General features: G+C 62.5%; 15 protein-coding genes. 10 read left to right on the forward strand and 5 right to left on the reverse strand.

The window, feature by feature from the left end:
• Positions 1 to 25: 25 nt before the first annotated feature.
• On the reverse strand, positions 26 to 1,264 hold the full coding sequence (locus AWB83_RS24740) for an aromatic ring-hydroxylating dioxygenase subunit alpha (protein ID WP_087048241.1): 1,239 nt from the start codon (positions 1,262 to 1,264) through the stop codon (positions 26 to 28).
• Between the two features lie 299 nt (positions 1,265 to 1,563).
• Between AWB83_RS24740 and AWB83_RS24745 the strand changes: the two genes are divergently transcribed.
• From AWB83_RS24745 to AWB83_RS24760, 4 genes are all read left to right on the forward strand, one after another.
• Positions 1,564 to 2,118 carry a MarR family winged helix-turn-helix transcriptional regulator gene (locus tag AWB83_RS24745; protein ID WP_087048242.1) on the forward strand — a complete coding sequence of 185 codons (555 nt, stop codon included), beginning with the start codon at positions 1,564 to 1,566 and terminating at the stop codon, positions 2,116 to 2,118.
• Positions 2,115 to 3,302 carry a Gfo/Idh/MocA family protein gene (locus AWB83_RS24750; RefSeq protein WP_087048243.1) on the forward strand — a complete coding sequence of 396 codons (1,188 nt, stop codon included), beginning with the start codon at positions 2,115 to 2,117 and terminating at the stop codon, positions 3,300 to 3,302. The genes AWB83_RS24745 and AWB83_RS24750 overlap by 4 nt, the downstream gene beginning before the upstream one ends.
• A gap of 61 nt (positions 3,303 to 3,363) precedes the next feature.
• Complete coding sequence (locus tag AWB83_RS24755) at positions 3,364 to 4,338, forward strand: PDR/VanB family oxidoreductase (protein WP_244197871.1); 975 nt, start codon at positions 3,364 to 3,366, stop codon at positions 4,336 to 4,338.
• 131 nt (positions 4,339 to 4,469) lie between these two features.
• Entirely contained in the window at positions 4,470 to 5,594 is a 1,125-nt protein-coding gene (locus AWB83_RS24760) for a VIT1/CCC1 transporter family protein (protein WP_087048245.1), read from the forward strand.
• 45 nt (positions 5,595 to 5,639) lie between these two features.
• Here AWB83_RS24760 and AWB83_RS24765 read toward each other — a convergent pair whose 3' ends face one another.
• The 3 genes from AWB83_RS24765 to AWB83_RS24775 are packed head-to-tail and all read right to left on the reverse strand — an operon-like array spanning position 5,640 to position 8,569.
• Positions 5,640 to 6,632 (reverse strand): 4,5-dihydroxyphthalate decarboxylase, encoded by a 993-nt coding sequence (locus AWB83_RS24765; RefSeq protein WP_087048246.1) that lies wholly within the window; start codon positions 6,630 to 6,632, stop codon positions 5,640 to 5,642.
• 51 nt (positions 6,633 to 6,683) lie between these two features.
• Positions 6,684 to 7,724, reverse strand: coding sequence for a 2Fe-2S iron-sulfur cluster-binding protein (locus tag AWB83_RS24770; RefSeq protein ID WP_087048247.1), 1,041 nt, complete (start codon positions 7,722 to 7,724; stop codon positions 6,684 to 6,686).
• A 26-nt stretch (positions 7,725 to 7,750) separates the two neighbouring features.
• Positions 7,751 to 8,569 (reverse strand): IclR family transcriptional regulator, encoded by an 819-nt coding sequence (locus AWB83_RS24775; protein ID WP_244197873.1) that lies wholly within the window; start codon positions 8,567 to 8,569, stop codon positions 7,751 to 7,753.
• A 489-nt stretch (positions 8,570 to 9,058) separates the two neighbouring features.
• On the opposite strand from AWB83_RS24775, the gene AWB83_RS24780 reads away from it, so the two are divergent.
• From AWB83_RS24780 to AWB83_RS24805, 6 genes are all read left to right on the forward strand, one after another.
• Entirely contained in the window at positions 9,059 to 10,195 is a 1,137-nt protein-coding gene (locus tag AWB83_RS24780; protein WP_087048249.1) for a porin, read from the forward strand.
• A 208-nt stretch (positions 10,196 to 10,403) separates the two neighbouring features.
• Complete coding sequence (locus tag AWB83_RS24785; protein WP_087048250.1) at positions 10,404 to 11,441, forward strand: ABC transporter substrate-binding protein; 1,038 nt, start codon at positions 10,404 to 10,406, stop codon at positions 11,439 to 11,441.
• A gap of 9 nt (positions 11,442 to 11,450) precedes the next feature.
• The gene (locus AWB83_RS24790; RefSeq protein WP_087048251.1) at positions 11,451 to 12,275 is read left to right on the forward strand and encodes an ABC transporter ATP-binding protein; all 825 of its coding nucleotides are present in this window, start codon (positions 11,451 to 11,453) and stop codon (positions 12,273 to 12,275) included.
• Positions 12,272 to 13,105 carry an ABC transporter permease gene (locus AWB83_RS24795; RefSeq protein WP_208636803.1) on the forward strand — a complete coding sequence of 278 codons (834 nt, stop codon included), beginning with the start codon at positions 12,272 to 12,274 and terminating at the stop codon, positions 13,103 to 13,105. Before AWB83_RS24790 ends, AWB83_RS24795 begins: the two co-directional genes overlap by 4 nt.
• Positions 13,106 to 13,130: 25 nt before the next feature.
• Positions 13,131 to 13,841 carry a class II aldolase/adducin family protein gene (locus AWB83_RS24800; protein ID WP_087048252.1) on the forward strand — a complete coding sequence of 237 codons (711 nt, stop codon included), beginning with the start codon at positions 13,131 to 13,133 and terminating at the stop codon, positions 13,839 to 13,841.
• Positions 13,842 to 13,853: 12 nt separating this feature from the next.
• Positions 13,854 to 14,789: a CobW family GTP-binding protein gene (locus AWB83_RS24805; RefSeq protein WP_087048253.1), complete on the forward strand. Its 936-nt coding sequence runs from the start codon at positions 13,854 to 13,856 to the stop codon at positions 14,787 to 14,789.
• 37 nt (positions 14,790 to 14,826) lie between these two features.
• Here AWB83_RS24805 and AWB83_RS24810 read toward each other — a convergent pair whose 3' ends face one another.
• Positions 14,827 to 15,153 (reverse strand): non-heme iron oxygenase ferredoxin subunit, encoded by a 327-nt coding sequence (locus AWB83_RS24810; protein ID WP_087048254.1) that lies wholly within the window; start codon positions 15,151 to 15,153, stop codon positions 14,827 to 14,829.
• Between the last annotated feature and the right edge of the window lie 58 nt (positions 15,154 to 15,211).

A 15,211-nucleotide genomic window follows, 5' to 3' on the forward strand; every position in this document is an offset into this window, starting at 1 on the left:
CACGCGGCGTGCGCCTCACGCGCGCCTATTCGAAGATGCGCACCAGGTCCTGCGCGATCGGCGAATACTTCGCATGCGTGCGCAGCATGAAGCTCGAGAAACCGTCGCTGTTGTGGTGCTTCTTGCGCTCGTTCGGCAATTCGATGCACTCGTTGCGCACGGGATCGCGCACGAGACCCATCGGGTCTTCGCCTGCCTCGACCTTCTTCATCTCGCGGCGAAGCATGCGGCGGTAGATCGCGAGGCCCTGATCAGAGGCGCCGAGATTCTCGCGGGTGCGATCGGCGATCGCGCCTTGCGTGATCCACGCCATGATGTCCTGGCCGTCGACGTTATCGACGATGAACTCGCCGCTCTCGTCCTGGAACGGTACGTCGTACGTATGCAGGCGCTCGGTGAGGCGCGCCGGAACATCGACGCCCTTCGGCGGAAGGTATGCGTTGTACCAGAGGTGCAGCGTGTGCTCGTCGTCCACCGGCACGCGGATCTGGAAAGAGTAGTAGCGCGAGGCTTCGTCGCCGTTGCCCACGGCCAGCATGTTCGGGAACACGATCGGATGGCCGATGCGCCAGTCGTCCGAGTCCTCCGAATGGCCCGCGAGGAGGCGGTGCTTCGTCACGCCAAACTCGAACTCGTTGAAGGCGATCTTCTCGTGCTTCGCGCTGATCGCCACCTTGATGCCTTCCTGCTCCTTCTGGAACTCATAGTGATGACCGTGCAGCCACTCCGTGTGGATCGGGTCGACCGAGTTCTCCATGATCTGCAGCCAGTTCACCGGCAGGAGCGCGCGGCCCATCATGCGGATCGCGCCCGGCGCGACGAAGCCGTCGAAGCGCGGCAGGAGCGGACGGGGTTCCGGTCCCATGTATGCAAAAAGCACGCCGCCCAGTTCCTCGACCGGGTACGCATCGGTGGCCACCTTGTCGCGGAAGGCGCAGTTGTCCGGCTCATTCGGCTGATCGAGACACTTGCCCTCTGCGCTAAACTCCCAGCCGTGATACGGACAGCGAATCCCCTGCTCCGTGGGGATCCCATGCGCGAACGACGCGCGCCGGTGCGGACATTGCTCCGCGATCAAGCCGCGCCTTCCCTGACGATCCCGAAAGAGCACGAGGTCCTCGCCGAGCAGACGCACGCGCCGCGTCCACTTGTCGTCGAGTTCCGACGCGGCCGCGAACGGTTGCCAATAGCGACGCAGCAGCTTGCCCATCGGCGTACCCGGTCCGATGCGCGTCATTGTTTCGTTTTGTTCAGCCGTGAGCATGAGTCGATTCCCGTATGGTGGAGAAGTGCGCCGGCGGCACCCCTCATGCCGCCAGCCTTGAATCCATACTATGCTTAGGTATCTAACTTAAAAATCATGGAAAGTACTAGGTGGGCTCGCGTGCGCCCCGAAGTCCCGTTGCAGCGCTTATAGTGCTATGGGTAAGCAACTTTCTGTATGTAATGCGATGCAGCCGCCGAATCCGGATTCACCCTTATATCCGGATCGTTGACAAATTTAACTTAGTTATCTAAGTTTACGAAAAGGGGCATGCGTGCATGCCGCAAACAGGTGAGAGGATGAACAAGAGCGAGCAAAAGATTCCGCGCGACCCGCAGCCGGGCACACTCAAGCACTGGCGCGAGGCATTGCCGGAAGAACGGATGGCGCATCTCGTCAAGGACGCGGCGCGCGGCTTTTCGCGCTCGCTGCAAGCGCGGCTCAAGGAGCACGACGTGCTCTACGGGCACTGGACGTTCCTGCGCATCCTCTGGCAAACCGACGGCCTCACGCAGCGGCAATTGAGCGAGCAGGCGGGCGTCGCCGAGCCGACCACGTTTTCCGCGCTGAAGACGATGGAACACCTCGGCTATCTCACGCGCCAGAAGCTGCCCGACAACCGCAAGCAGGTGCGCGTATTCCTCACGCCGAAGGGCGTCGCGCTGCGCAGCATGCTCGTGCCGGGCGCGATCGATGTGAACCGCATTGCGCTCGCGGGCATCACGCAGGAAGACATCGCGGCAACCCGCCGCACGCTGCTCGCGATGATCGAGAACCTGGCCGCCGACGAAGTCGCAGTTCCGAGGAACGGCCGCGATTCGGCCAACGCCGATTTAAGCGAGGATTCACTGTGACGAACGGATCGAAGTCCGACAGCAGTTGGGAAAGCGCAGCGCGCAAGAGCGTGCGCATCGGCATCGTCGGCTTCGGCACGGCGGGACGCGCGTTCGTACCCGCCATCGGGAAGCATCCGGGCTTCGTGTTCGCGGGCTTCGCCGATCCATCCGCGACCGTGCGCGAAGCAGGCGCGCGGGAATATGGCGTTACCGCATACGAGAGCATCGACGATCTCATCGCGCATGGCGCCCTCGATGCCGTGTATGTCGCGTCGCCTACCACGTTGCATCGCGCGCACGTCGAGCTTGCTGCGCGCGTGGGCAAGCATGTGCTCGTCGAAAAGCCGATGGCCGCGAATCTCGACGATGCCCGCGCGATGGTCGCAGCCGCCGATGCCGCGGGCATCGTGCTGCTCGCGGGACATTCGCACAGTTACGATCAGCCGATCCATGCGATGCGCGAGCTGATCGAATCGGGCGAGGTGGGGCGCGTGCGCATGGTGCATACGTGGTGCTTCACGGACTGGATCTATCGCCCTCGCCGTCCTGACGAACTCGACGCGGCTCAAGGCGGCGGCGTGACCTTGCGCCAGGGCTCGCATCAGTTCGACATCATTCGCCTTCTCGCGGGCGGTGCTGCGCGCAGCGTGCGCGCGAAGGCCTTCGACTGGGACCCCGAGCGCCGCGCGATCGGTGCGCACACGGTGTTCATCGAATTCGACGATGGCGCCGCCGCCACCGCGGTCTACAACGGCTATGGACGCTTCGCAAGCGCGGAGCTCTGCTTCGACATCGGCGAATGGGGCTTTCCCGCGCAGGCGCAAGCGATTGCAAAACCGTCGAGCGTCGAAGACGAATTGCGCGCCAAGGCCGAGCGCGCGCGTCACGCGATTCCCGCGGGGGCGCCGAATCAGCCGTTCTTCGGCCTGACGCTCGTAAGCTGCGAGCGTGGCGAGATGCGCCAGTCGCCGAAGGGGCTCTACGTCTACACGCACGAAGGTCGGCGCGAAATCGAATTGCCGACCGATGTCTCGCCGCGCGAACTCGTGATGCGCGAGTTCCACGGCGCGATCAGCGGCCGCAAGCGCGCCGTTCACGACGGCCGCTGGGGTCTCGCCAATCTCGAAGTCTGCGCGGCGGCGATCACTTCTTCGGAACGTGGCGAGGAAGTTTTTCTGAAGCATCAGGTCGCGCTCGCGTGACTGCCTGATCGAACTGCGAGGCGGCGAACGAAGCCGTGTGAGAATCATGACTACACTTAGCATGCCTGATCAAACAAAAGCCATTGAAGGAACGCTCGCGCTCACGGTCACGGCCAAGAACGAGATCGCCGACGATATCTTTCTCTTCGAATTACGTGACGAAGATGGCGGTACGCTGCCGCCCTTCACCGCCGGCGCGCATCTGCTCGTGCACGCGCCCGCCGGCATGGCGCGGCGCTATTCGCTGTGCAACGCGCCATCCGAACGCAATCGCTATGTCATCGCGGTCAAGCGCGATGCGGCGGGCGGCGGCGGATCGGTCAGCATGGCCTGCGACGTGCACGTCGGCGCGACGCTCGAAGTCTCGCCGCCCGCCAACTTCTTTCCGCTCGCGAACGACGCGTCGCGCTATCTGCTGATCGCAGGAGGAATCGGCATCACGCCGATGCGCGCGATGATGGCCGAACTCGCCGCGCGCGATGCGCAATTCGACGTGATCTATTGCACGCGCTCGCCCGAATCGACCGCCTTTCTCGACGAATTCAAGACGGGCGAATTCGCGTCGCGGGTGCGCTTGCATCACGACTTCGGCGATCGGGGGCGCTCGCTCGCCATCGCGCCGCTCGTCGCCGAACGTCACGGCGATACGCACGTCTATTGTTGCGGCCCGCGTCCTCTGATGCAGGCGGTGCGCGACGCGACTTCGCATTGGCCCTCTTCCGCCGTGCATTTCGAAGACTTCGGCACGAGCGCGCACGAGAACGCGGCCGGCGAAAAAGCCTTCACGGTGCGGCTCGCGCGCAGCGGCGGATGCGTGAATGTCGCACCCGGCGAAACGATCCTCGATGCGCTGCGCGCGAACGGCATCGAAACGCCGAGCTCATGCGAGGCGGGCACGTGCGGATCGTGCAGAACGCGCCTGCTCGCGGGCGAGGCCGATCATCGCGATTTCGTTCTCGATGAAGACGAGCAAGCCTCGGAAATCATGATCTGCGTGTCGCGTGCCTGCTCGGACGAACTGGTGCTGGACATCTGAGCGCCTGAACGATGACGACGATGAGACGCGCTTACATTCTCACTCATCGCGTTTCGTGGGGGTATTAGCACCGGCGCGTGACGTTCGTCTTTACTCTTGAACCAACGAGACGAACGATAAAAGGTGACGTCATGGCGTCCCAAGCCGAGCTCAAGCGCTTCTCCTCCAATCTCGCCGACGAACTCGACAGCGCCGCGCTTTACGACACGCTCGCGCAAGCCGAAAAGCAGGAAGACAAGCGACTCGTCTATGCCGAACTGGCCGAAGCCGAGCGCCGGCACGCGGACATATGGGCAGCGAAACTGCGGGCGAACGGCGTTTCCGTTGGAGCACATCGCATCGGTGCAAAGACGCGGATCATGCGCATGCTCGCACGCGCGTTCGGGCCCGATTTCGTGCTGCGCTCAGTCGCCGCGAACGAAATGGCCGATCGCGACAAGTACGCCGGGCAGCCGGACGCCGCCCAGATGTCAGCGGAGGAACGCCATCATGCGGACATCGTGCAGGAGGTGGCGAACCGCAACAAAGGCCTCGACAAGGGCAATGCGATCGCCGCAGCGGAATCGTGGCATCGCGGCGTCGCATCGGGCAACGACCTGCGCGCCGCGGTGCTTGGTGCGAACGATGGCCTCGTGTCGAACTTCTGCCTCATCATGGGTGTCGCGGGCGCGGGCAGCGACAGCAGGACGGTGCTTCTGACCGCCTTCGCCGGACTCATCGCGGGCGCGGCCTCGATGGCGCTCGGCGAATGGCTCTCCGTCACCAACGCGCGCGAACTGGCGCGCACGCAGATCGCGAAGGAAAAGGACGAGCTGGACCACATGCCCGATGCGGAGCGCCACGAGCTCGCGCTCATCTATCAGGCGAAAGGAATCGATCCTGCGGAGGCGCGGCGCGTGGCCGCCGAGATCATGCGCGACAAGGACAAGGCGCTCGACACGCTCACGCGCGAGGAACTCGGTCTCGATCCGCGCGAACTCGGCGGCAATCCGTGGACTGCCGCGCTTGCATCGTTCACGCTGTTTGCTATCGGCGCCATCTGTCCGGCGGTCGCGTTTCTCTGGTCGAGCGGCGCGGAAGGCATCGTGCAATGCATCGCGTTGAGCGGGCTCGGGCTTGCGGCCATCGGCGTCTTCACGTCGCTGTTCAATGGCCGCGGCGCGCTCTTTTCGGCCGTGCGGCAAGTGCTGATCGGGATGATCGCCGCGGGCTGCACGTTCGGGCTCGGCAAGCTATTGGGCGTCTCGCTTTCATGAAGGACGCGCCGCGCAGAACGAAGCGCGGCGCACCACGTTCGCGCTTCAGATCTTGAAGGACTCGAACGTCTCGGCCGCGAAGATTTCTTCCGGCTCGAGCAAGCGCTTCGACAAGCCTTGCTCATACGAATAGCGCAGGAAGGTGCGCAGATTCTCGCGATTCCTGTCGAGACCATAAGGCCAGAAATCGTCGCCCATTTCCTTGCGCGTCTCTTCGACATGTGCGTTCAGCCAGGGCAGCATCGACTTGAGCGCGGCGGTTTCGTTGAGATCGGCATACGTGCGGCGCTGCGCTTCGATCAGCGCCTTGTACAGTGATTGCGCAGCCCAGCGATTCGCTTCATAGACTTCCCGCCTGAGCACGACCGTATGCATGATCGGGAACATCTTCGTGTCACGGAAATACTGCCGCTCGACGTCGATGTAATTCTCGAACAGACGCTTGACGCGCCCCTTGCCGTTCACATACGACGACGGCATGCGCGCGGTATAAAGCGCATCGATCTCGCCGTCGAGCAGCATCTGCGAGAGCGTCTTGTCCGGGCCGATCTGCTCGACGCGAATGTTCGAAGGCAGATCGAGCTTCAATTTCTCGGGGCGATTCGGCTCTTCCTCGCCGCCGGTGTAATACGTGACGCTATCGACCGGCACGCCGTAATGGTCCGACAGAATGCCGCGAATCCACACGGGCGCGGTCATCTGATACTCCGGATTGCCGATGCGCTTGCCGATCAGGTCCTGCGGCTTCTCGATGCCCGAATCCGCGTTCACGTAGATGCAGGAATGACGGAAGAAGCGCGACGGAAACACCGGAATCGCGATGAACGGACGCGGCTCGCGAAAGCACGACATCGTGTACGACGACAGCGACATCTCCGATGCGTCAAACTCGTGATGACGCAGCATGCGGAAGAACGTCTCTTCCACTGGCATGTTCAGATAGTTGAGATCGATGCCGTCCGGCTGCACGCTGCCGTCCATCAATGCGCGCGTGCGGTCGTAATTCCAGCATCCGAAGGTAAGTCTAAGCTTGGACAAGGTCTGCTCCTGGCAGCGTGTTGGGGATTCATGCGGCGCGTATTGCGCGTATCAGTAGAACTGGTCGAAGTGCACCTGCTCGAATGGCACCTTCAACGCGACGAGCGCGCGCTGGATGGCCGCGCCCATCGCGGGCGGTCCGGCGAAATAGATCTCCATGTCGCGCAAGCGCTCGCCGAAGAGCGATTCGGCGACCGTATGCACGAAGCCGACGTGACCATCCCAGACGGTTTCGCTATCGGGCGTGACATCGGACACGGCGGCCTGGAAGTGCAGACGCTCGGCCCAGCCCGGCAACGCTTCGAGCATGTCGCGGCCGCATACGTCGCGCGGCGTGCGGCCGCCATAGAGGAAATGCAGCTTGACGTCGTCGAGCGCGGGCTCGGCAGCGACGCCGCGCGCGATCGAGATCATCGGCGCGAGACCCGAACCTCCCGCGATGCAGAGAATGTCGCGCTTCACGTCACGGCGCAGATACGCCATGCCATAAGGCCCGTCGATATCGATGCGCGCGCCGGGTTCGAGCGCATCGAAGAGCACGCCCGTGCCCTGCCCGTTCGGCACGCGGCGAATCTGGAAATGCAGTTCGCGCGGCTGACCTGCGGCATCGGCGATATTGCTCATCGAATACGCGCGCGGGCCCGCGACGCCAGGCAGCGTCAGAAGCGCATACTGGCCCGGTTCGAACGGCATGTCGCCGGAAAGATCGAAGCAAAATTCCTCGATGTCGTGCGTGATCGCGCGGCGCGCGGTGAGCGTGCCGCTCACGTGGCGGGGCGCATGCTTCGGCGCATAGTGCGCGGACGGACGCATCCTGATCGTGCAATCGCCGCGCGGCGCGCTCTGGCAGCCGAGATAGCGGCGCCGCTCACGATCCTTTGCGCTCCAGCCCGGCGCCTCGGGCCACACGACATCGACTTCGCCTTCGACCAGTTCGAACTTGCAGTTGCCGCACGCCCCCACGTTGCATTCGTACGGAAATGCGATGCCCGCGCGCAGGGCCGAGCGCAGCATCACATCGCCGGCCCCGCATTCGAAGGTTTGATCAGATGCTGCGAGCGTGATGCGACGTGCGTGGCCGTCCGAATGCATGAATCCACCTGGTTTCAAGAGTTATTTCATAGCAGCCTGTGGTATCCGAGTGTTGCGGAAATGCCTTCGGCCGCGGTAAGCAAATGCGGCACCGCTGCACGCAGCGCCTTTTTAGTGAGCCGTTGCGCCGGCCCGCCGATACCCACTGCCGCCACCACGTTGCCCGAGATGTCCCGCACGGGCGCCGCGATGCCGCGCATGCCGACCTCCGACTCTTCGTCGTCGATCGAGTAACCGTCGCGCCGCGCCGCCTCCAGCGTCTTCAGGAAGACCTGCGTGTCGGTGTTGGTCTTCGGCGTACGCGCCGTGAGCCCTTCCTTCAGCACGCGCGAAATGACGTCGGGCGTGCGCGATGCAAGCAGCACATGACCTTCGGCGGTGCAAAACGCGGGCTTGCGCACGCCGATGTACGAACGCATGCGGATCGCCTGATCGCTCTCGAGATTGAACAGGTACACGATGCTCGTATCGTCCAGCACCGCGAGATGCACGGTTTCGTCGGTATGCTCGCGCAACACGTGCAGGAATGGCACGGCCTGCTTCGCCACGTCGAAGCGACGACGCACGAGCGCGCCCAGCGTGAACAACTGGATGCCGAGCCGGTACCGTCCGTTCTCCGCGTTCTGCTCCAGCATGCCCTCGGCGAGAAGCGCGCTCGCGAGGCGGTGCGCCGTGCTCTTCGCAATTCCCATGCGCTTCGCCAGCACGCTGATGCCCAGCTCCGGCTCATGCTCCGAAAATACCTTGAGCAATTGGAGCGCCGCAGTCACCGACGACAGCCTCTGCGGTCCTTCTTCCTTGTCCTGCGCCCTGCCTGCTTCGTTCTGCATGACCTCTGATTTCATCGAAATATACTCCACAAACACCAAAATGGAATAGCGTTCCGTATAAAAGAACGTCAGTAATCATCCCTTGAATTGTTCCGATGCAATCTCCCGCGATGCAAAAACAACGGATCGTTCGAATCCCGGACGTTCCCGCGTCGTTCATATGCGGAATAACCCTGACAAGCTTTCGTTCCGCTTGACTTAGGGACCTAATCAAAGCGAAACTCGATTCGTCCCATTCTAGCAGACCATAGTTCTGTATAGCGGAACATAATCGCAGCCCCAAAATTCCACTGGTGTTCCCGCCAATGCCGCCGATCCGCGCGGCGCGAGGTAGAAGGAAACGAACATTCGTCAGAAAGCGGTGCGAGAAGTGCGCCAAAGACATAGATTCCGTTAGTCATCCATATCAATCTGCTTTCACGAAAAAGACGATTAGAAGATTTCGCAGCAAAGCATCCCGGTTCGACGAACCGGCATCACGATGAAACAAGGGACGGAGACCCCATGAAAAAGACAGCGATGTTTCTCGCACTTCCCATGCTGGCCGGTGCCGGCGTGGCGCATGCCCAGAGCTCGGTCACGCTGTACGGCCTGCTCGACGCCGGTGTGGTCTATATCAACAACCAGTCGGGACACTCGAACATCGAGACGGTGACGGGACAGACGAACGGCAGCCGCTGGGGCCTGCGCGGCTCCGAAGATCTCGGCGGCGGCATGAAGGCGATATTCACGCTCGAAAACGGATTCGATACTTCCAACGGCAAGCTGCTTCAGGGTGGCCGCGAGTTCGGGCGGCAGGCGTTCGTCGGCTTGTCGAGCCCCTACGGCACGATCACGCTCGGCCGTCAGTACGACCCGATGACCGAATGGATCGGCGAGATCGCGGCAACCTCGCTGTGGGCGTGGGTCGGCACCCACCCAGGCGACTTCGACAACCTCAACTCGAACTTCCGCGTCAACAATGCCGTGAAGTACACGTCGCCGAACCTCTACGGTCTGCGCCTTTCCGGCATCTTCGCGCCCGGCGGCGTCGCGGGCAATTTTGCATCGAACCGGGTCTATACGCTCGCCGCGTCTTACGTGAACGGTCCGATCACCGCGGCAATCGCTTACGACAACGTGAACAATCCGTCGGTGTCCGCTTACGACGGCACCGTGAATCCGGGCGAGACGGGTTACACGTCGCCAGGCAAGAGCCCTGTCTATAGCGGCTACGCATCGGCGAACTCGGTCGAGATCTTCGGCGCGGGCATCTCCTATAGCTTCGGCGCCGGCAAGATCGGTTTCGTGTATACGAACACGCGCTTCAACGACATCCTGCGCACGCCTACCACACCGAACACCGGCAAGGCCACCTTCAACAGCTACGAAGTGAACGCGCGCTGGTTCGTCATTCCGACCTTGCAGATCGCCGCCTCCTTCGACTATACGAGGGCCGAATCCGCGAAATACGAGCAAGTGGATTTCGGGCCCGACTATTTCATCTCGAAGCGCACCGACGTGAACCTCGTGGGCGTATGGCAGCATGCATCGGGCATCGACTCGACCGGCAAGCCCGCCGTCGCGGCCATCGGCTCGCTCGGACAATCGACCACGCCGAACCAGGTGGCGGTCAAACTTTCGCTGCGCCATCGCTTCTGATTCGATTTTGCATTGACACCCCGTTTTCGCCAATGCTAATGTTGTTCCATACAACGACACGTCGTTCCATATAAAGGAACGATAGAAAGATGCAGTAAATGAACACCGGCGCCCCACGTCGCGCCCCTGATCGACTAACAGGGCACGGCGCGCGGGCGCCGCGCCTCATGAAGGATTGCGCGTTGAAGTTCGATCAAGGAGACATGCAGTGAAAGGAGTCAGGGTATTGGGCGCGACGCTCGTCGCGTGGGTCGCGCTGGGATCGGTGGCCGCCGCCGCCGACGTGACGACCGTGCGAGTCGGCATCGCCAACGCGAGCAGCGACGTCGCGTTCTTCATCGCCGAGAAGAAAGGCTACTTCCACCAGGAGGGACTCGACGCGAAGTTCATCCCGTTCGACTCCGGCGCCAAGATGGTCGCGCCCCTCGGCGCGGGCCAGCTCGATGTCGCGGGCGGCTCGCCTTCGGCCGGTCTCTATAACGCGGTGGTGCGCGGCATCGGCATCAAGATCGTTGCGGACAAGGGCTCGACGCCGCCGGGATACGGCTATCAGCCGCTACTCGTGCGCAGCGATCTGGTCGCGAACGGCCGCTATAAATCCCTTGCGGACCTGAAGGGCATGAGAGTCGCGGGCAGCGCGACCGGCAGCGCATCGACGTCCACCATGAACGAGGCGCTCAAGAAAGCCGGCCTCAAGACGAGCGATGTCGAGCGCATCTATCTCTCGTTCCCGCAGCATGTGATGGCGCTGCAGAACAAGGCCGTCGATGCCGCGCTCACCACCGAGCCCTCGGCGACGGAAGCCGTCAAGCGCGGCGCCGCAGTGCGCGTGGTCGGCGACGATCAAATCTATCCGAATCATCAGCTCGCTGTGGTGCTCTATTCCACCGGCTTCATCAAGGATCATCCGGAAGCGGCGAAGGCCTTCATGCGCGCGTATATCCGCGCCGTGCGCGACTACAACAACGCGCTTTCGAACGGCAAGCTGGCAGGCCCGAACGCGCCGGAAGTCATTTCGATCCTGACCGAATACACGCCGATCAAGGACGCCGGCATCTATCGCACGATCGTGCCCCAGGGCACGAACCCGGATGGCAAGCTCAATGTTGCAAGCCTGGAGAACGACCTCGCGTTCTTCAAGAGCGAAGGCGTCGTGAAGGGCAACGTCACGGTCGCGCAAGTGCTCGACACGTCGTTTGCAGAAAACGCCGTGAAGGAACTCGGCCCGTACAAACCTCTCAAGTAAGGAGCCGGCATGTCGATTTCCCCCATTCCCGAAGATGCGCCGGCAAAGATCCGCTTGCGCAACCTGACCAAGTCGTTCCAGTCGGGCGGCGGCGTCGTGACCGCGCTCGACAACATGTCGCTCGACATCCCGACGGGCTGCTTCTTCATGATCGTCGGACCGAGCGGCTGCGGCAAGTCCACGCTCTTGCGGATTCTCGCGAATCTCGAAGAGCCGACGAGCGGCACCGTCGAGATCAGCGCGCCCGCTGAGAAGCGCCCGAGCAACTCCATGGTGTTTCAGGGCGACTCGCTCTTTCCGTGGATGACCGTGTGGGACAACGCCGCCTATGGTCTCACGCTGCGCGGCGTGCCCAAGGCGCAGATCCGCGAAGTAGTCGGTCATTACCTGAGCCGCACGGGCCTCACGCGTTTCGCGAAAGCCTATCCGCATCAACTTTCGGGCGGCATGCGCCAGCGTGTGTCGATTGCGCGCGCGTTCGCGAACGATCCCGACATCCTGTTGATGGACGAGCCCTTCTCCGCACTCGACGAACAGAACAAGCTGCTGCTGCAGGAAGAGTTGCTGCGCATCTGGGAGGAGACACGCAAGACGGTGCTCTTCATCACGCACAGCGTCGACGAAGCGGTGACGCTCGGCGACCGGGTGATGATCATGACCGCGCAGCCGGGCACGGCGAAGCAGATCGTCGACGTGCCGTTCGAACGTCCGCGCTCGGTGCTCGAACTTCGTTCGCGGCCCGCGTACGGCGAGTTCGTCTATTCCATCTGGGGGCAACTGCGCGATGAAGTTCAGCGCGCCCGTTCACGCGACCTTGGCGAGATTCACGCATGAAAACCGCGCAAAAACTTACCGCACCGGCGATGCAATACAAGTCCTCTCCTTCCCGGCTCAAGCGCTGGTTCTCGGGCAACAACCGCGACCGCATGATCAGCATCGCATCGCCGATCGTGCTGCTGATCGTCTGGCAGATACTCGCGGAAACCGGCGTCATCGACGAACGCTTCTTTCCCGCGCCGTCGAAGGTGTTCGGCACCTTCATCGCGCTCGTCAACGACGGCTCGCTCTGGGACAACACCTGGGCCACGCTGCAACGCCTCTTCTGGGGCACGCTCGCGGGCGGCATTCCGGCGCTGATCCTGGGCGTCGCCATCGGTCTTTCGCGGCCGCTGCGCGCCGTGTTCGATCCGCTCATCGCGGCGACGTATCCCGTGCCGAAGAGCGCGATCTTCCCGCTGCTGCTTCTGATCTGCGGCCTCGGCGAAGCATCGAAGATCGTGATGGTCGCGATTGGCGTGTTCTTCCCGGTGCTCATCAACACCGCGACAGGCGTGCTCGAGATCAACAAGATCTATCTCGACGTCGGCCGCAACTTCCGTGCGAGCCGCTGGCAGGTGTTTCGCACGATCGCGCTGCCGGGCGCGGTGCCGCACATCATGAGCGGCATCAAGCTCGGCATCGGTCTCGGTCTCATGCTGATCGCGATCGCGGAGATGATCGGCTCGAAGAGCGGCCTCGGCTACATGATCTGGAACGCATGGGAGCTGCTGTCCGTCGAGACGATGTATGTCGGGCTGCTCGTCATCGCCGCGCTCGGCTATGGCATCTCGGTCGTGCTGACCGAACTCGAGCGCAAGCTGATTCCGTGGAAGTCGTCCCGTTGAACGCGCATCATCAATACGTCACGTCATGAACTCGACCGCAACGATTCAAAGCGAAAGCCACACCGGCCAGAAGCGCATGCTGGCCGACGCGATCCTCATGCTGGAGCGCGCCGAGGTGATCGACTTCAACGGGCACGCAAGCTGGCGCGTGCCCGGCCAGGAGCGCATGCTGATCAACTCCGGCGCGTCGGTGCGCAGCGCGCTCACGGCGGCCGATATCGTCATCATCGATTTCGACGGCAATCTGATCGAAGGCGATGCCGCACCGCCGATGGAGTTTCACATCCACTCGGAGATCTATCGCCGACGGCCGGACGTCGGCTCGGTGATTCACGCGCATCCGCTGTGGTCCACGCTTTTCAGCATGACGGGCAAGCCGGTGCTGCCCGTCATCATGCAGGCCGCCGTGCTCGGCGAGATTCAACGCTTTCCCAAGACCGCGTCGATCAATCGCAACGAACTCGGCGAGGAGCTCGCCGAAGCACTCGGGCCACATCGCGTCGCCATGCTGAAGTCGCATGGCTCGGTGATCGCGGCGTCGAGCATTCTCGAGGCGTTCGTGCTCGCGTTCTATCTGGAAGAGAACGCGCATCGCCAGTATCTCGCAAGCCAGCTCGGCGAGCCGACCGTGCTCGATGCGGCACAGATCGAGGTGATCCGGCGCAATCTCTGGAAGCCGAATCTCCTGCAGAAGGTCTGGGACTATCACGCGGGCAAGCTCGGCGCGCGCGGCTGATCTCCGTCTCACATGCATCGCGAACGCATACCGGTCTATGTCGTGACCGGCTTTCTCGGCAGCGGCAAGTCAACCCTGCTCTCGCGCTGGCTGAAGGAAGCACCCTTCTCCAACGCCGCGCTGATCGTCAATGAAATCGGCGAAGTCGGCATCGATCACGCAACGCTCGGATTCTCGGGCGATGCGTCGGTGCTGCTCGCCGATGCGTGCGTCTGCTGCAGCGGCCTGCCCGCGCTCAACGAGGCGCTGGAGCAGCTGTTCTGGGCGCGGCTGCATCGCAGCATCGCGCGCTTCGAGATGGTTGTCATCGAAACTACCGGACTCGCGGATCCCGGACCGCTCGTCGCGTCACTGAGTCTCAATGCGTTCGTGAAGGAACGCTACCGCATCGCAGGCACGTTCACGACGATCGCCGCACCCAACGCGCTCGATACGCTCTCGCACGAATGCATTGCACGCGCGCAACTGCAAGGCGCGGATGCGGTGATCATCACCAAGATGGATATGGTCAGTGCGCGCGAGCTTGCTTCCGTCGAAGCGAATTTGCGCGACACGTATCGCGGAGCGCGGATCGCGCATTCGACCAACGCCAGCTTCGGGCTACAGGACGCGCTCTCGCTTCTCTCTCAACCCGTGCCTCGCAGCGAGAACACCGTTGCGGTGCCCTTCTCTCGACGACGCCCACACGATGCGGTGACGCGCTTCATCGCGATCGACGAAGCGCCCGATATCGACGCGCTGCACGCACGCGTCGATGCGCTCGTCGAACAGCATGGCGATTCGCTGCTGAGATTGAAGGGCCTGGTGCGGCTGAAAAACCAGGACTCGATCGCGATCGTGCAGTTCGCGCGTGGCGACGGGCGTGCGCAGATCACGAACGCTTCCGTGAACGCGAACGGGGTGAAGAGCGGACTCACGTTGATCCTGAAAGCAGCGACATCGCGCTAGGCGCGCACGCAAGAACGCACGCGCTCGAGCGCATGTTTCATTGGCCGTCGATCTCGATGGTCACCTCGCCGTCCTCGACATGCGTCTTGTATGTCTTGAGCGGAATCATGCAGGGCGGCGCGACGACCTCGCCCGTCTTGATGTTGAACGAGCCGTTATGGAAATCGCACTCCACCACGTCGCCGTCGATATAGCCCTCCGACAACGAACCGGGACCATGCGTGCAGGTGTCGTTGGTGACGAAGTATTCGCCCTGAATGTTGAACACGGCGAGCGTGAGGCCATTCTTCTCGACCTTGATGGCCTGGCCATCGGCGACGTCGCCGGCTTTGCAAAGGCGGGCAAATGCGCAAGCTTGATGCATCGGGTTTCTCCTTCTCCGTTTGACATGGAATAAGGCAAATGATAACTTTGTTCCTGTT

It is taken from the genome of Caballeronia ptereochthonis (assembly GCF_001545075.1).
GTDB classification, from domain to species: domain Bacteria; phylum Pseudomonadota; class Gammaproteobacteria; order Burkholderiales; family Burkholderiaceae; genus Caballeronia; species Caballeronia ptereochthonis.